This is a genomic window from Rouxiella silvae, from assembly GCF_002093625.1.
GTDB lineage: Bacteria > Pseudomonadota > Gammaproteobacteria > Enterobacterales > Enterobacteriaceae > Rouxiella > Rouxiella silvae.
On sequence record NZ_MRWD01000022.1, the window covers coordinates 39,229 to 56,427 of the forward strand.

Consider the following 17,199-nt stretch of genomic DNA (forward strand, 5'->3'; position numbering starts at 1 on the left):
TTATGCCGTGTCTGCCTGAGCTTCTTTCTTCTCAAGCTGCGTTTCGACGGCAAAAGGATCGATGCCACGCTGCTGTAACCGATAAAACCGAATAATGTTGAACCCGTTCATGACGAGGAAACTGCCCTCGATCAGGGTACCGCCTATCGATCCAAGCCAAATGTTGTGCGCGACCCAGCCGCAGGTTGAACACCACATAATGCAGCGCGTTTTCATACCGCAGGTGCGAAACAGCGCCCAAGTGCTGACTACGGTGCCAATAACCGGCAACAGCTCCATGAGATGTTTAGCCTTGCCCAGCCCGAAAATTAGCGTCAGGGTGATGAAAACCAGCATCACCCACTGGCTGCGCGTGCGTAAGGCAAGCTGAGTACGAACGGCATTGAGCAGCGCCGTGCTGCCTGCCGCATTGGCCCCCATTAACAGAAAGTGGATGCCGATAATGGCGCTGTAGGCCGACAGTTGCTGTTTAAATCGGCGATCGCTGCGATTGAAAAACATCGTGATGCCAACGCAAAAAGCCAGTAGACCCACCCCCTGCGCAAACCAGTAAAGCGTCATGTCATTACATCCACGTGATACTCGAAAAGCACCTTCTCTTCGCGTCCCGTGACTGGGGGCGCAAGGCAGAAAGGGGCGGCGTTTTATGAGAAAAATGCCGCCGTATGCTAGCCCGATTTAACATGGCTTACAATGTGACTCCGCTCTTAAAAATCGCCAATTCGCGAAAATCGTTAAGTTCATTTTTACTGGGTTTTCCGTTAGCGATATCCACAATAAGACTGACGAACTCACTTAATAACTGATCCATCGGCGTGTCGTGAATAAGCTTACCGGCGTCGAAATCTATCCAGTGCGGCTTCTTGTTTGCCAGCTCGCTGTTGGTCGCCAGCTTAATAGTCGGCACAAAACCGCCGTAGGGCGTGCCGCGACCGGTGCTGAACAACACCATGTGGCAACCGGCACCCGCCAGCGCGCTGGTGGCGACCGCGTCATTGCCCGGCGCACTCAACAGATTGAGGCCGGGGCGCTGCAAACGCTCGCCGTATTTCAGCACGTCCACTACGGGACTCTGACCGGCTTTTTGCGTGCAGCCCAGCGACTTTTCTTCCAGCGTGGTAATTCCGCCCGCCTTGTTGCCCGGCGACGGGTTTTCATAGATTGGCTGCTGATGGGCAATAAAATATCGTTTGAAATCATTGACCATGTTCACCGTTTTGTCGAATGTGTCTTCATCGCGACAGCGGCTCATCAAAATACGTTCAGCACCAAACATTTCAGGCACTTCTGTTAACACCGACGTCCCGCCGTTGGCTATCACATAGTCAGAAAATCTTCCGAGCAAAGGATTGGCGGTGATCCCGGATAATCCATCGGATCCCCCGCATTCGAGGCCAAACTTGAGCTCGCTCAGCTTGCCTTCCGTGCGCCTGTCGGCCAGCATTGCCTGATAGAGCTCGTGAAGACGTTCAACGCCCGCCTCGACTTCATCGTCAAATTTCTGGCAGATCATAAACCGAACACGCCGATCGTCTATCTCACCCAGCGTTTCGCGGAACACGTCGACCTGATTATTCTCACAGCCCAGACCTATCACCAATACCGCACCCGCGTTGGGATGCCGCACCATGTTCTGAAGCATGACGCGGGTGTTATCGTGATCTTTACCCAACTGTGAACAGCCAAACGGGTGAGTAAACAGGTGTACGCCGTCGATTCCTGCCGCCTGCTGCGTTTCTTTAAGGAAACGCTGCTGGATCATCTTGGCAATTCCGTTAACGCAGCCGACGGTAGGCACGATCCACAATTCATTGCGAATGCCAATCAGACCGTTTTCACGCCGATAGACCGAGACCGGTCTATCGGCCATTTGTGCCGACACGTCGCTGAATTCGGGTTGATACTGATATTCATCCAAATCGCTAAGGTTGGTTTTGGCATTCTGCGAGTGAATATGTTCACCCAGGGCGACGGCGGTGAGTGCATGTCCGATAGGCAGCCCATATTTAATGATATTTTGCCCGCTTTCGAGGGGCTGAAGGGCAAACTTGTGGCCTCGCACCACCGGCTGGGGCAGTGTAATAATCTGGCCCGCAATCTCAACCTGCTCACCTTCGGCCAAATCGCGCAGCGCAACGGCAACATTATCGGTGGAATGAATTTGAATCATACTTTTCATAAACTACCTCTTACCCTACGCCGTGATTGCTGCGCGCATTCCACGCTCTACAGTGTGCTGAATCTGCCGCTCGTTTCGTCACTCACGGCTTAATGCAGTTCAATGCCAAAATACTCTTTGGCATTGTCGAAACAGATGTTTTTGACCATTTCGCCCAACAGATTAATGTCGTTCGGCGCCTCACCTTCGGCTACCCAGCGGCCAATCATCTGGCACAAAATGCGACGGAAGTATTCGTGGCGCGTATAAGACAGGAAGCTGCGACTGTCGGTGAGCATGCCAACGAACCGACTCAGCAGGCCCATATTGGCCAGCTGCAACATCTGCCGCTGCATACCGTCTTTTTGATCGTTAAACCACCAGGCCGATCCGTACTGCATTTTTCCGCGCACGCCTTCACCCTGAAAATTACCGGCCATGGTGGCAAGCACTTCGTTGTCGCGCGGATTAAGGCCGTAAAGGATCGTTTTTGGCAGACCGCCGTTTTTGCCCTGTGCGCCCAACAGACGTGATAAAGGCTCAGCCAGAGGCCGATCATTGATTGAATCAAATCCAACGTCAGGGCCAAGGATATCCAGCATGCGGGTATTATTATTACGCAGTGCGCCGATGTGGTACTGCTGCGCCCATTCACGGCGGTGATATTCCGAAGCCAGGAACAGCAATACTGCGGTCTTAAACTGGGCACTTTCTTGTTCGGAAGGCAGCTTACCGGCCAGACGGCGAGACAGAATGGCGTCAAGCGTCGCGTCGTCGGCTTCGGCATACACCACCACGTCAAGCGCGTGATCCGACACTTTACAGCCGTGTGCTGCAAAATGATCCATGCGTTTTTTCAGCGCGTCACACAGCGCGCTGAAACGTGAAATTTCCGTGTCGGCGGCCTGCGCCAAACGCTGCATGTAGTCATTAAAGCCCGGAGCATCAATATTGAACGCCTTATCCGGACGCCAACTCGGCAGCACTTTTATTTTGAATGAAGCATCGGCGGCAATGGTTTTATGGTGCTCGAGGGTGTCAAGCGGATCGTCGGTTGTGCCGACCATCTTGACGTTCATCTGTTCCATGATCCCGCGTGCAGAAAAGGTGTCCTGTGCCAAAAGATCGTTAGTTTGGTGCCAGATTTCATTCGCTGTCGCGGGGGAAAGCAGCTTACCGGTAATACCAAACGGTCGGCGCAGCTCAAGATGGGTCCAGATATACAGCGGATTACCGATAGTGTGCGGCACCGTGGCCGCCCAAGCATCAAATTTTTGCCGATCGCTGCCGTCCCCGGTACATAAAGACTCTGCCACGCCATTGGCACGCATTGCCCGCCACTTGTAGTGATCGCCTTTCAACCAGATGTCGTACAAGTTTTTGAAACGATAATTTTGGGCAATTTGCTCCGGTGGCAAATGGCAGTGGTAATCGAATATCGGCTGATCCTTCGCGTACTCATTATATAAGCGGCGGGCTATTTCGGTATCCAGCAGAAAATCTTCCGGTAAAAACTGCGACATATGGGGTTCCTCTTCTTCCATTCCAGTCTGATTAAGACCTGATTGAGATCTGATTGAGATCTGAGCTGTCACTCGATTACACAAAGTTATCACACCAATTAATCGTGCCGTCCAGTAAAACATACGGTCTCATTCCGCTTAATAAATGCGATATACGTCACGAAATATTGAATAACTGGCTGATTTTGATATTTTTGTCACATAAGTCATCATGAGTACCATTATCCACACTATTTAAAAGTGATTTTGTGATGTCACTCAAATTTTAAATCTGTATGACAAGTTATCGTGATTTCGCCTTGTGAGGATCAAGTTGTGATCGCCTGCCACAACATCCTGCTGTCCATACGGCATGGTTGTCCCCTTGACGACGAGACCCGCAGACGTGCAATTCACAGCTTGTTTCTTTTATTGGAGAGATTTGAATGCGTAAGATCAAAGGGTTACGCTGGTACATGATCGCCCTCGTGACGGTTGGTACCATTCTGGGTTATCTGACTCGCAACGCGATTGCCGTTGCGGCACCGACATTGCAAGACCAACTCCACATTACTACCCAACAATATTCATACATTATTGCCGCCTATTCCGCCTGCTACACCATCATGCAGCCCGTTGCCGGTTATGTGCTCGACGTGATGGGCACCAAGGTGGGCTATGCAATGTTTGCCATTATGTGGGCGCTGTTCTGTGCCGCTACGGCGCTGGCCAGTAGCTGGGGCGGACTCGCTATTGCGCGTGGTGCAGTCGGTATGGCCGAAGCGGCGATGATTCCGGCCGGACTTAAAGCCAGCAGCGAGTGGTTTCCTGCCAAGGAGCGCTCAATTGCCGTCGGCTATTTCAACGTTGGCTCATCGATTGGTGGCATGATTGCGCCTCCGCTGGTGGTGTGGGCTATTGTGATGCACAGCTGGCAGTTGGCGTTTGTTATTACCGGGGTACTTAGCCTGATTTGGGCGGTGTGCTGGTTAATCTTCTATAAACATCCTAAAGATCAGAAAAAACTCAGTGAAGATGAGCGTGAGTACATTCTAGGCGGCCAAGAAGCACAGCATCTGACCACTAATCAGAAAAAGATGTCTGCCTGGGAAATCCTGCGCAATCGTCAATTCTGGGGCATTGCTCTGCCGCGCTTTTTGGCGGAACCAGCCTGGGGCACCTTTAATGCCTGGATCCCGCTGTTTATGTTTAAGGTCTATGGCTTTAATTTAAAAGAGATCGCCATGTTTGCCTGGATGCCTATGCTCTTTGCCGACCTTGGCTGCATTCTGGGCGGCTATCTGCCTCCTTTCTTCCAGAAACATTTCAAAGTAAACCTGATCGTTTCGCGCAAACTGGTGGTTACCATGGGCGCGCTGCTAATGATTGGTCCAGGCCTGATTGGTCTGTTTACCAGCCCGTATGTGGCCATCGCCCTGCTGTGCGTAGGCGGCTTTGCTCATCAGTCCCTTTCGGGTGCATTGATCACGCTCTCCTCCGATGTGTTTGGTAGAAACGAGGTCGCCACGGCTAATGGCCTGACTGGCATGGCGGCATGGACGGCAAGTACGCTGTTTGCCCTGGTGGTCGGTGCGCTGGCCGACACTATTGGGTTCAGCCCGCTGTTTGCCGCGCTGTCGGTGTTTGATCTGTTGGGCGCGATTATCATCTGGACGGTGCTGCAAAACCGCTCGGCCGTTAATCCGCTTGTTGCCCCCATGCAGGCCGCTAAAGCCTAGGCCCTTAATTCCCTCCGGCGTTGACGACTGTTTACCCTCGTCACACAGTTTGCCAATGCCGGGCATTCCCCTTCCCTCAGCCCCACTGTTGCTCGTATACTGGTATAACAACTGGACAAAACTGTTACTTACTCCGTTTTTGACGTTAACTTAAAGAGCCTTAAACCATGGAACCGACCGAATCCAGACGTCTCTACCAACAGCTTGCCGCCACGCTCAAAGACCGTGTCGAAAACGGCATGTATTTAGTCGGTGAAAAACTGCCTGCCGAACGCCTGATTTCAGAGGAGATGAACGTGAGCCGCACCGTAGTGCGTGAGGCGATCATCATGCTGGAAGTTGAAGGTTATGTCGAAGTGCGCAAAGGCTCGGGCATTCATGTGATGTCAAGCGTGCAAAAAAATCTGGTGGTTCCCGAATCCGAAGGAGAGTTTGCCGCGGCAGGTCCGTTCGAACTGCTCCAGGCACGCCAACTGATCGAAAGTAATATTGCCGAGTTTGCCGCGACCCAAGTCACCAAACAGGACATTGTGCGACTGATGGAAATTCAGGAGCACGCAAAGCAAGAGGACCGCTTCCGTGACTCGCAGTGGGACCTGCAGTTTCATATCCAAGTGGCACAGTCGACGCAAAACAGTGCGTTGGCGATTATTGTCGAAAAAATGTGGAGTCAGCGTTTGCATAACCCTTATTGGCGCAAGCTGCATGAACACATTGACGAGAAATCAATTGAAAGCTGGTGTGAGGACCACGACCTGATCCTGAAAGCGCTTATCCGCCGCGATCCGCACGCCGCCAAGCTGGCTATGTGGCAGCATCTTGAAAATACCAAGCAGATGCTGTTTCGCGCGACCAGTGACGATTTTGAGTTTAACGTTGACCGCTATCTGTATACCGAAAATCCTGTGGTTCATCTCGACTCCTCGGCCCTCAGTCACAAAAAGGCCTGATGGCCGTTTCAGCTTTAAACGGCGGCTTTAGCTTTACAGAAAGCCGCTTTTTTAATCATTTCGTAAAATGAACCCGCTAAAATCCTCCGTTATGCTGCAAACTTTTGCCTTAATGCTGTCAAACCAGCTCGAGTATTGTCAGGCAGTGTAAAAAGCCCCTCTAAGTTAAACCAAAGACCACTAAAAAGTAGATTTGGCTGTTTCGACGATTGATACTTTGTTACAGTTAGACCAGTTTTCTTACGGCCTTTTTGCGAAAGCAACATTCTTCCTTCGCAGGCTTTGTGCATGATGCACAACGGGAAACTCACAACATCCGGTAAGTGTAAGGCGTCGAGTTAACATCTCCGCCAATCTGTTTCTTACCAAATGAAATCTATGGAGTTTCTGACGCCGCATGGAAATAATCAGTTCACTTATGCATGCCCTTTGGCAGCAGGATTACGAGACATTGGCCAATCCTTCGCTGATTTGGACTTTGTATATTGTGCTTTTCATGATCATTTTCCTGGAAAACGGATTGCTACCGGCTGCGTTTTTACCCGGCGATAGCCTGCTGATTCTGGTCGGCGTTTTGATAGCAAAAGGCGCGATGAATTTTCCGCTCACTATTGTGTTACTGACCACAGCTGCCAGCCTAGGCTGCTGGTTGAGTTACATTCAGGGTAAATGGCTGGGCAATACTCGAATCGTTCAAGGATGGCTGGGGCATTTGCCCGTGCAGTATCATGAACGCGCACACGCACTTTTTCACCGCCACGGGCTCTCGGCCCTGCTGGTGGGTCGGTTCCTGGCTTTTGTACGGACATTACTGCCGACAATCGCCGGTTTATCAGGCCTGAGCAACGCTCGTTTTCAATTTTTCAACTGGGTCAGCGGCTTCCTGTGGATAGTCATCCTGACCAGCCTGGGCTACGTGCTGGGCAAAACGCCGTTGTTTAGAAAGTACGAAGATCAACTGATGCTTTGCCTGATGCTGCTTCCGCTGCTGCTGTTGGTTGTCGGTCTGGTCGGTTCAGTGATCGTACTTTGGAAAAAGAAAAAAGCCGACCGCTTGGCGAAAGGTAAAAACGCATGAAGCTTCATTCAATTTCAGGATTCTTTTCATGTTGAAAATTCCGTTTTCACGCAGCTATATTCTCTGGCCTGCGACCTTTTTGGTGCTGCTCATGCTGACAACCGTCGGCGTGGTCGCGTTTCCAAAAATGCCTACCGAAAGCGGTGATGCCTTAAAAATCAGCCCTATTCAATCAGGTGAAGACTTGCCGGACGGTTTTACGCTCTATCAGGGTCTTAGCCAGCACGGTATAGAAATTGAAAGTATTACGCCGGCGAGCGGCAGCTTAGTCGTTAAACTTCATTCACCACGTCAGCAGCATCTCGCGCAGGAAACCCTGAAAACATTACTCCCAGGGGGATACAGTATTCAGCCTTTTAACTCGGCGCATTCTCAGAGTTGGGCCAGTAAAGTCACCCGAGATCAGTCTAAAGTCGGCTAATGGTTACCCGCCCCGCTTTCAGAGTTTGCTTAATAGCCAATTTTCACCCCCGTCACTATAGTTACCTCACTCAGCTTTTTTCAGGGTCATTGGATCAATGCGTCAAACTTCAGTGAACCTGGCCAGCAAGGACATAACGCCACTCGGCGCTTAATTGATTAATAGGATAATCATCATGAGAAAGTCTTTATCAACGCTGTTTATTGTTCCCGCAGTGCTGCTGGGTTCTTCGGCTTTTGCCGCCTCTCAGCCTGAAACTTGCGCCACTAAGCAGCAAGAAATTAAGCAGCAGCTTGAGTATGCCCACCAGCACAACAATAAAGAGCAAATTGCCGGTCTACAAAAGGCACTTGGCGAAAGTCAGGCACACTGCACTGAAGCGGGTTTAAAGGCCGACAAACAGCAAAAAATTGCCGAGAAACAGGAAAAGGTAAACGAACGTACCCGTGAGTTAAAAAAAGCGCAGGCCGCCGGCAATAAAGAAAAAATTGCTAAGCAACAGAAGAAATTGGACGAAGCGCTGCATGAGTTAAATGAAGTTTCTACCCATTAATCAGCCTCTTTGCGCAGTGTAAACAGAGTAATCGCATTTGCACTGCCGTGAAAATCCGCTATGTTTAATATTCTTATCATAAAGTTATGGAGTGACGAATTATGGCTAGTAACTCAACGTCTGACAATCTGCGTGCTGAACTGAAATCATTGGCAGATACGCTTGAAGAAGTACTCCAGAGCTCAACGGATAAACCTAAAGCCGAAATTGACAAATTGCGCAGCAAAGCCGAAGGCCTGTTGAAAGAAACTCGCTCACGTCTGGGCGATACTGGGGAGAAAATTGCCAGTCAAACCAAAGAAATTGCGGGCAAAGCTGACGATTATATTCATGACAAACCGTGGACCGGCGTAGGTATCGGTGCTGCAGTGGGTGTTGTCATTGGCGTTCTTTTAGCTCGTCGATAATTATGGCTGAGATTCCAAGAACTCCACCACAGGGACCGGGTAAGGGTATTTTCGACAGTGCTCAGCGCATCGTGACCATTTTGGTCGGCATGATTGAGACACGCTTGAGGCTGGTCGTCGTAGAACTTGAAGAAGAGAAAGCCAATCTTTTTCAACTGTTACTGATGGCCTGCATTACCCTGATTTTCACTGCATTTGGTTTAATGAGCCTGCTGGTTGTACTGTTTTTCGCCATCGACCCGGCTTACCGATTGATGGCGATGGCAACAACAACGGCAGTATTACTGCTGCTGGCCGTCATCCTGGGTGTTTGGACTATCAGTAAAGCACGTCGCTCGACTCTGCTGAACGCCTCGCGCAGGCAGTTAAAGATTGATCGCGCCTTACTGGAAAAGGAAGACCAGGAATGAGCAGACCTGCACCGGTAATTGAAAAAGCCAGGTTGCTGCGCAAGATCGAGCGCGAACGCGCCGATCTTGCGGTCGCTTCTGAAGATTGGCTAGCGGCAACAACCAAAGTTGACCATGCTTGGGTCAAGATTGTGGATATGCGCAAGTATCTGGTTGTTGCTTCAAGCGCCATGGCGATTTATAGCATTCGACACCCTAGCAAACTGATGCGTTGGTCAAAACGTGCCTTCAGCATTTGGGGAACCGTTAGACTTTTCCGCAAGACGTTTTCTAAAGATTGATTAAAAGAGGGTTTTTGGCTTTCTAAAGCCACTCTTTTCCTGCTCCTCCCCCTCCTGATCATTTTCTCGACATCAATTTTTCTCACAGATCGTCATTATACTAAGGGCAGTTTGGCTTAAAAGCTAACTGCCCTAAATTATTTCCAATGTTTATTAGTGAGTTATAAATAAAGTGTTTTCATCTTTGCTTGGCATCTCGTGCTTAATTCAATTATTTTGATGTATATAGACAGTTTTACTAGCTAACAAACTCCCTTTTTTCCCCCTATTATCAGCTCCATCAACACAGATAAGGTTACGGCAGGGACACAAACCCACTGGGCCTTTTAATTAAACGTGAAATTTAAGCCAAATTTTTTGGCGTTATTCAATCGGAGTCGATGATAATGAACAAAGTACATAACATAGCGTTGCTGGTTGCCCGCATCCTGATGCCAATCCTCTTCATCGTGGCTGGCTGGGGCAAAATGCACGCTTACGCAGCAACCGCGGGCTATATGGCTTCTGCAGGCGTGCCAAGCTTCTTGTTGCCACTGACCATTTTGTTGGAATTTGGCGGCGGCCTGGCGATTTTATTCGGCTTCTTGACCCGTACTACAGCGATTATCACGGCAATTTTCACCATTCTGACCGCACTGCTGTTCCACATTGATTTCTCGGTGCCAGTGAATCAGATGATGTTCATGAAAAACTTGTCAATCGCCGGTGGCTTCTTGGTGCTGTTCGCTTCAGGTCCGGGTGCATACAGCATCGACCGTCTGCTGAAAAAGAACTGGTAAGCTCTGCGTTGACCGAAATCCGGTTAACGTGATGACGCGCTATAATTAAATAAGTGAATCATCGGCAAATATCCCTGTGGGCGATGTGATTTATCACCTCGCCCTTTTTTACATCTCATTTTTGTCGTTTTAAAAACAATAACCTCAAACCCTTCAGGTTTCGGGGCTAAAAGGAGAGTCACCATGGGACAGCTGGTCGAAGGTCAATGGCAAGATACCTGGTACGATACCAAGTCAACCGGCGGGCGCTTTAAACGCACAGCCTCTCAGTTCCGTAACTGGATAACTCACGACGGTCAACCGGGTCCGCACGGCGTTGGTGGCTTTACTGCCGAAAGAGACCGCTATCACCTTTACGTTTCACTGGCCTGTCCGTGGGCACACCGCACGCTGGTGATGCGAACGTTAAAAGGGCTAGAAAGCATCATCCCCGTGTCTGTCGTTCATCCATTAATGTTGGAGAACGGTTGGACATTCGATACCGACTTCCCCGGCACGACCGGCGATACGCTTTATCATCTGAACTACGCCTACGAAATTTATCTGCGTGCGCAGAATGACTATACCGGCCGCGTAACGGTGCCGATTTTGTGGGATAAAAAACTACAGACCATCGTTAGCAATGAGTCCGCCGATATTATGCGCATCTTCAACAGTGCTTTTGATGCAGTCGGGGCCCGCGCGGGTGATTTTTACCCTGAAGCTCTGCGCTCAAAAATTGATGATGTAAATGAATGGATTTATCCAGAAATAAACAACGGCGTTTATAAATCCGGATTTGCCACCAGTCAGGAAGCCTATGATGAGGCGGTTGAAGGGGTGTTTGCGGCGCTGAGCAAGGCAGAGTCAATCCTTGAAAAGCAGCGTTATCTCACGGGAAACCAACTTACCGAAGCCGATCTTCGGCTGTGGACCACGCTGATCCGCTTTGATCCGGTGTACGTCACTCACTTCAAATGCGATCGCTACCGCATCAGTGACTATCCAAACCTGTACGGATTCCTGCGCGATATTTATCAGATGCCGGGCGTGGCTGAAACCGTCGATTTGCCACACATCCGTAATCACTACTACCGCAGCCATGCCACCATCAACCCTTATGGCATTATCTCGACCGGTCCGGCTCAGGACCTTGAATCTGCGCACGGACGAGACCTCAGATTTAGCTAATATTCATGCGTTGATACGTCGCTGCTCCCCCATCCCAACCTTCCCCCGCTGAAAAAAGCGGAGGAAGGGGCAAACTACAACACATTCACCCGTAGAGAGAAGCGGCTGGCAGACGACGATGCAAAACAAGATCCCTTCCCCTTCAGGGAAGCGGCTGGCCGACGACGATGCAAAACAAGATCCCTTCCCCTTCGGGAGAAATGGCTGGCCGACGACGATGTAAAACAAGATCCCTTCCCCTTCGGGGGAAGTGGCTGGCCGACGACGATGTAAAACAAGATCCCTTCCCCTTCGGGGGAAGGTTAGGATGGGGGAAAGCGATGAAGAACTTACCGTTATCGCGTGGCCAGCAGACGGGGGATTTCGCGTAAGAACCACGCTTTGGCCTCGCCCATGCTGTCACGACGCCAAGCCATGATAATATCGGATTCTCGATTGTATTCCGCACTCACCACCCGCAAACGCCCTTCCGCGATATCCTGCTCTACCAGCGCATAAGGCATGGTGGCAACACCCAGGCCGGCTATCAGGGCAAGACGTTTTTCCTGCAGGCTACTCACCGTCAAGCGCTGCTGCTTGTCGAGTAACTGAACCGTTAACACAGGGCGTTCACGCGCGGTATCCGCCATAGCAATCCCGCGATATTTCACTCGACTGACTTCAGAAAGCGGCTCGGCTTCCAGATGAATGGGGTGATCAGGCGCGGCAACGTAAACGCTCATCAGCTTGTAAAGCTTTCGGCTGTTAATCTCTGAAGAGGAACGAAAATGTAAGTCAGGGGCGATAACAATATCCGCACGGCCATTCTCAAGCCTTTCCCAAGTACCGGCCAACACTTCCGTTATCAATGAAACCTGCGTGTTGGCTTTTAAAGCCAATTTCTCGATCAACGGAAAGAGCTGAACGGCAGGCACCAGCGCTTCACAAACGATGGTAATGTGCGTTTCCCAACCGCGCGCGAGGGCTTCGGCGTCTACTGTTAATTTATCGGCAGCCTCTAACAGTACGCGACCGCGCTCAAGCAGCATGCGGCCAACGTTGGTGAATTTTGTACGGTGTCCAGAGCGGTCAAACAGCACCACATCCAACTCTTCCTCCAGCTTCTGCATGGTATAACTTAGCGCAGAAGGAACGCGACCGAGCTCATCGGCGGCGGCAGCAAAGCTTCCACGACGGTCAATCGCATCCATAACTCTCAGTGCTTCAAGAGTTAACGCTCGATCCTTGGCCATTATCTTTCTCTGTCAGGAAATTTGAATATGCCGACCAGATTAACTGGCTAACAATCGTGCGTCCAGACGCTTACCATTTATCTATCGATTTTTTTAACTGAGCCAGCGGCCATGATTAAGTGCAGAACAGCGCAAGAGTGCGGAAAAGCCGACTTTGGTTGGCTTCAGGCCAGATACACCTTCTCCTTTGGACACTATTTTGACCCTAAACTAATGGGTTATGCCTCGCTGCGCGTGCTTAACCAGGAAATACTGGCGCCGGGCGCGAGCTTCCAGCCGCGCACCTATCCACGCGTGGACGTGCTCAACCTGGTGCTGCAAGGGGAAGTTGAATATCGCGACAGCGTGGGTAACAGCACACGAATACATGCGGGACAAGCCGCCCTGCTGTCTACCCAGCCAAATGTCAGCTACAGCGAGCACAATATTAGCAACAGTAAGCCTTTAACGCGGATGCAACTGTGGCTGGATGCCTGCCCAGCGCAGGAAAATCCCCTGGTGCAGAAAATTGATTTAGGCGATCACAAACACTTCTTGCTGGCGTCACCGAGCGGCGAAGAAAATAGCCTACAGCTCCGTCAGCAGGTGTGGATCCATCACATTAATTTGCAGCCTGGTGAGCAGCAGAATTTCTCGATAAACGGACCTCGCGCCTACTTACAGTCGATCCACGGTCAGGTTGACGTTCAAGGCGGCGATAAGCACGCCAAACAGACTCTTGTTTGCGGAGACGGTGCGTTTATTCATCAAGAGCAGACGCTGACTGTAAAAGCCATCACCCCGCTGCAGGCGCTGCTGATTGATTTACCGGTCTGATATAACAGCCTAAACAAACCAAGCCGCTTTCTTTTTATAGAGAGCGTCGTGGACAGTTATTCACTTTCCAAACCTCAGAAATGACAAAACCCCGCCGAAGCGGGGTTTTATTAGATGAGTTGGCGTTGACCGTTAAGCCGCTTTCTTTTTATAGAGAGCGTCGTGGACAGTCATTCACTTTCCAAGCATCAGAAATGATAAAACCCCGCCGAAGCGGGGTTTTATTAGATGAGTTGGAGTTGACCGTTAAGCCGGGTTCTGTCGTGGACAGTCATTCATCTAGGCCAGCAATCGCTCACTGGCTCAAGCAGCCTACCCGGGTTCAGTACGGGCCGTACCATGTGAACCCCTATTTGGCCTTGCTCCGGGTGGAGTTTACCGTGCCACGGACTGTTACCAGCCGCGCGGTGCGCTCTTACCGCACCCTTTCACCCTTACCTGATCCCACTTGCGTGGGCCATCGGCGGTTTGCTCTCTGTTGCACTAGTCGTAGGCTTGCGCCTCCCAGGCGTTACCTGGCACCCTGCCCTATGGAGCCCGGACTTTCCTCCCCTCCATCTGTCTCCCCCGAAAGGGACGGCAACGAAGCGGCGACTGTCTGGTCAACTCCGGCGCGGATTATAGGGGGTTAGCGCGCCGATGTATAGGGCCGATGTGACGATAAGCCAACCTATCGTTCAATCCTTACTCTTCTTCATCTTCTGCGGCATCCTCGCCCTGCTGGTCCAGCGCATAACGATAAAGCTGATTCTTCTTCACGCCGTGGATTTCTGCGGCAAGCGCTGCGGCCTTCTTCAGCGGCAACTCTTTTTGCAACAGCGCCAGCGTACGCAAAGCCTCGGCGGGAAGCGCTTCGGCATCCGGCGTGTGACCTTCAACAATCAGCACCATTTCACCGCGCTTACGCACTTCATCTTCTAAAACCCAGGCCAGAAGTTCTCCCACCGGTGCGCCGTGAATAGATTCCCAGGTTTTGGTTAGCTCACGAGCCAGCACCACATAGCGCTCAGGCCCCCAAACGGTGACCATATCTTGCAGACTTTCGAGCAGCCGATGGGTTGATTCGTAAAAAATCAGCGTGCGTGGCTCTTCAATAAGCGCCTGAAGCGTGTCTTTACGTGATTTTGTTTTCGCTGGCAGGAAACCCTCATAGCAAAAACGATCGGAGGGCAGACCGGCGGCGCTGAGTGCGGCAATCGCGGCACAGGCACCAGGCAATGGCACGACGCGAATACCGGCTTCACGGCAGCGGCGAACCAGATGATAACCTGGGTCATTGATAAGCGGCGTTCCTGCATCTGACACTAACGCAATGCTTTGACCTTCTTGAAGTTTTGATATGAGATGGTCGGCTTTTTGCTGCTCGTTATGGTCGTGCAAAGGGTACATTTTTGCACTGATTGCAAAGTGTTGAAGCAGCAATCCTGTGTGTCGAGTGTCCTCAGCGGCAATCAAATCTACACTGCTCAGCACGGCTAAAGCACGCTGCGTGATGTCTCCCAAATTGCCGATTGGAGTCGGTACCACATACAGCGTTGATGCAGAAATATCTGCTCGATCGTGTTGATTCATTGTTTCATCCGGATTGCCGATTTAATATTGAACATCTTGAAAAAAACATCACTGGAAACAGCATGCCTTCCTCAACTACTTTTCGTACCCGCACGGGGCGTTTGATCCCTGCAATTATCGTGGCGATGTTACTTGCCAGCTGTTCTAGCCAGGCTCCGCAGACGCCGAAAGAAAGCGTGCAGGATGCGGGCACCGGCAGCGCCGATTACTATTTGAAACAGGCGCAGCAGAGCAGTGATGATAACAAGGCTAACTGGCAATTACTTGCGATTCATGCCCTGTTACGTGAAAACCGCGTTCCTGAAGCGGCCACTCAACTCGGTCAATTGCCTCAGCAAGGCTTGAATAACGCTCAACTCATTGAACAACAGTTGCTCAGCGCCGAGCTGCTGGTGGCCCAGAAAAACGGCCCAGCGGCCAGTGCAGCACTGGGCAAAATCGATGCCGATAACTTAACGGCCGATCAGAAATCCCGCTATTACCAAGCATTTATTACCGCAGGTCAGGGTCGCGCTAGCCTGCCACTGCTGCGTGCCTATATCGCACAAGAACCCCTGCTACAGGGCAAAGCGCATCAGGCAAATCTGGATGCCACCTGGCTGGCACTCACTCAGCTTTCCGCGCAGGATGTGAATGCTGTGGTTATCAATGCCAATGAAAACGTGTTGCAGGGCTGGCTTGACCTGTTAAACGTTTGGCAAACCAACAAGCAAGACTCGGCTCAGTTAAAGGCGGCGATTCAGGACTGGCAGAAACGCTATCCCTATAATCCCGGGGCAAAAACACTGCCTACGGCGCTCAATAACGTGGTCAATTTCAAGCCTGGCTCAACAGAAAGAGTTGCTCTGCTGCTGCCCCTGAGTGGTCCGGCTAAAATTTACGGTGATGCGATTCAAAAAGGGTTTATGGCCGCAGTAAATGGCCAGGCAAACCCGTCAACACCTTCACAACCCGCGGCTCCGCCAGCAACACAGGCAACGCCAGCTACCGATCCTAATGCTGCGGTCAGTACTTCCGCCACCGACGTGACCGCCGCCGAGGGAACGCCGACAGCAGCCCCAGCCGCTGCCCCCACGGTTGCTCCTGTGGCACCGTCCCCTGCGCCTTCTACCCCTTCGGCTACCGTTAAGGTTTACGACACCAGCACGCAACCTCTGCCCGCTCTGCTCGCGCAGGCCAAGCAGGACGGCGCGACGGTTATCGTCGGCCCGTTGTTGAAAGATCAGGTGAGTTCACTGACCTCGGCGCAAACGTCGCTCAACGTGCTGGCACTTAACCAGCCTGAAACCGAAGCCAACAGTCCGAACATTTGTTATTTCGCACTCTCTCCAGAAGATGAGGCTCGCGATGCGGCACGTCATATCTGGTCTCAGCACAAGCAACTCCCGCTGCTGATGGTGCCAGGCGGTGATTTTGGCGAGCGAATTGCGCAAGCCTTTGCCAATGAATGGCAGAAACAGGGCGGCCAAACCGTGCTAAGACAAACAATCGGCTCTTACGCCGACCTCAAGCAGCAGGTCAGCCGAGGTGGCGGGCTACGTCTTAGCGGTACACCGATCACTCCCGCTGCACCAGCACAGCCAACCGGCGTGACCATTGGTGGCATTACTATTCCTTCGCCGCCAACGGATGCACAGGTAACCGCCGGCTCTGCCGACAGTTCGGGCAATGTCGACGCTATCTATATAGTGGGTTCACAGGATCAGCTGACGCTGATAAAGCCGATGATTGATTTATCTATCAATACGCGTGTGAAACCGTCACTCTATGCCAGCTCTCGCAGCTATCAGGCAGGCGCGGGTCCGGATTATCGTCTAGAAATGGAAGGCATGCAGTTTAGCGATATCCCGCTGCTGGCGGGTTCTAATCCTGCGCTGATGCAGCAGGCTAGCAGCCAATTGGGTAACGATTACTCGCAGGTACGCCTCTACGCGATGGGCATCGATGCCTATAATCTGGCGAATCACTTTACACAAATTCGTCAAACGCCCGGCTACCAGCTTTCTGGCACAACCGGGAATCTGTCTGCCAACGGCAATTGTGTGATACATCGCCAGCTACCTTGGTTACAATACCGTAAGGGTACCTTAGTTCCTGTATCATGATATTTCTCTGAAGGAGAAGTATCTGA

At 51.3% G+C, this 17,199-nt stretch carries 17 protein-coding genes and 1 other RNA gene; 12 read left to right on the top strand and 6 right to left on the bottom strand.

The features are described from left to right. From BS639_RS10790 to uxaC, 3 genes are all read right to left on the bottom strand, one after another. Window positions 1–561, bottom strand: a complete 561-nt coding sequence (locus tag BS639_RS10790) for a YgjV family protein (protein ID WP_055774532.1) — start codon at window positions 559–561, stop codon at window positions 1–3. Window positions 562–688: 127 nt separating this feature from the next. Further along, window positions 689–2,179, bottom strand: coding sequence for a UxaA family hydrolase (locus BS639_RS10795; RefSeq protein ID WP_084983086.1), 1,491 nt, complete (start codon window positions 2,177–2,179; stop codon window positions 689–691). Window positions 2,180–2,268: 89 nt separating this feature from the next. Beyond that, on the bottom strand, window positions 2,269–3,681 hold the full coding sequence (uxaC, locus tag BS639_RS10800) for a glucuronate isomerase (RefSeq protein ID WP_084983087.1): 1,413 nt from the start codon (window positions 3,679–3,681) through the stop codon (window positions 2,269–2,271). 425 nt (window positions 3,682–4,106) lie between these two features. On the opposite strand from uxaC, the gene BS639_RS10805 reads away from it, so the two are divergent. The 10 genes from BS639_RS10805 (at window position 4,107) to BS639_RS10850 (ending at window position 11,448) form a co-directional block, all read left to right on the top strand. After that, window positions 4,107–5,399, top strand: coding sequence for an MFS transporter (locus BS639_RS10805; protein WP_055774521.1), 1,293 nt, complete (start codon window positions 4,107–4,109; stop codon window positions 5,397–5,399). Between the two features lie 167 nt (window positions 5,400–5,566). Continuing rightward, the gene (gene exuR, locus BS639_RS10810) at window positions 5,567–6,349 is read left to right on the top strand and encodes a transcriptional regulator ExuR (protein WP_084983088.1); all 783 of its coding nucleotides are present in this window, start codon (window positions 5,567–5,569) and stop codon (window positions 6,347–6,349) included. A gap of 397 nt (window positions 6,350–6,746) precedes the next feature. Further along, window positions 6,747–7,427, top strand: a complete 681-nt coding sequence (locus BS639_RS10815) for a DedA family protein (protein ID WP_055774517.1) — start codon at window positions 6,747–6,749, stop codon at window positions 7,425–7,427. A 28-nt stretch (window positions 7,428–7,455) separates the two neighbouring features. Further along, window positions 7,456–7,848 (top strand): EnvZ/OmpR regulon moderator MzrA, encoded by a 393-nt coding sequence (gene mzrA, locus BS639_RS10820; protein ID WP_055774514.1) that lies wholly within the window; start codon window positions 7,456–7,458, stop codon window positions 7,846–7,848. Between the two features lie 175 nt (window positions 7,849–8,023). Next, window positions 8,024–8,401, top strand: coding sequence for a DUF1090 domain-containing protein (locus tag BS639_RS10825; protein ID WP_084983089.1), 378 nt, complete (start codon window positions 8,024–8,026; stop codon window positions 8,399–8,401). Window positions 8,402–8,502: 101 nt separating this feature from the next. Continuing rightward, complete coding sequence (locus BS639_RS10830; protein WP_055774509.1) at window positions 8,503–8,808, top strand: DUF883 family protein; 306 nt, start codon at window positions 8,503–8,505, stop codon at window positions 8,806–8,808. A gap of 2 nt (window positions 8,809–8,810) precedes the next feature. Then, the gene (locus BS639_RS10835) at window positions 8,811–9,218 is read left to right on the top strand and encodes a phage holin family protein (protein WP_055774506.1); all 408 of its coding nucleotides are present in this window, start codon (window positions 8,811–8,813) and stop codon (window positions 9,216–9,218) included. Further along, window positions 9,215–9,499 carry a YqjK-like family protein gene (locus tag BS639_RS10840; RefSeq protein WP_055774503.1) on the top strand — a complete coding sequence of 95 codons (285 nt, stop codon included), beginning with the start codon at window positions 9,215–9,217 and terminating at the stop codon, window positions 9,497–9,499. The genes BS639_RS10835 and BS639_RS10840 overlap by 4 nt, the downstream gene beginning before the upstream one ends. Before the next feature lie 386 nt (window positions 9,500–9,885). Next, complete coding sequence (locus BS639_RS10845) at window positions 9,886–10,278, top strand: DoxX family protein (protein WP_084983090.1); 393 nt, start codon at window positions 9,886–9,888, stop codon at window positions 10,276–10,278. A 183-nt stretch (window positions 10,279–10,461) separates the two neighbouring features. After that, window positions 10,462–11,448 carry a glutathione S-transferase family protein gene (locus BS639_RS10850; RefSeq protein ID WP_084983091.1) on the top strand — a complete coding sequence of 329 codons (987 nt, stop codon included), beginning with the start codon at window positions 10,462–10,464 and terminating at the stop codon, window positions 11,446–11,448. Between the two features lie 335 nt (window positions 11,449–11,783). On the opposite strand, the gene BS639_RS10855 is transcribed toward BS639_RS10850, so the two are convergent. Beyond that, a complete protein-coding gene (locus BS639_RS10855) occupies window positions 11,784–12,680 on the bottom strand; it encodes a LysR family transcriptional regulator (protein WP_055774495.1) in 897 nt (298 codons plus the stop codon). A gap of 111 nt (window positions 12,681–12,791) precedes the next feature. Here BS639_RS10855 and BS639_RS10860 point away from each other — a divergent pair, with 111 nt between their 5' ends. Next, window positions 12,792–13,496, top strand: a complete 705-nt coding sequence (locus BS639_RS10860) for a pirin family protein (RefSeq protein WP_055774491.1) — start codon at window positions 12,792–12,794, stop codon at window positions 13,494–13,496. Window positions 13,497–13,727: 231 nt separating this feature from the next. On the opposite strand, the gene rnpB is transcribed toward BS639_RS10860, so the two are convergent. Together rnpB and rsmI are read right to left on the bottom strand one after the other, a co-directional pair. Continuing rightward, an RNA gene (gene rnpB / locus BS639_RS10865) (RNase P RNA component class A) lies at window positions 13,728–14,106 on the bottom strand. Window positions 14,107–14,180: 74 nt separating this feature from the next. Next, complete coding sequence (rsmI, locus tag BS639_RS10870) at window positions 14,181–15,068, bottom strand: 16S rRNA (cytidine(1402)-2'-O)-methyltransferase (RefSeq protein ID WP_055774488.1); 888 nt, start codon at window positions 15,066–15,068, stop codon at window positions 14,181–14,183. A 62-nt stretch (window positions 15,069–15,130) separates the two neighbouring features. On the opposite strand from rsmI, the gene BS639_RS10875 reads away from it, so the two are divergent. Beyond that, window positions 15,131–17,173: a penicillin-binding protein activator gene (locus BS639_RS10875; protein WP_084983092.1), complete on the top strand. Its 2,043-nt coding sequence runs from the start codon at window positions 15,131–15,133 to the stop codon at window positions 17,171–17,173. Window positions 17,174–17,199: the final 26 nt, after the last annotated feature.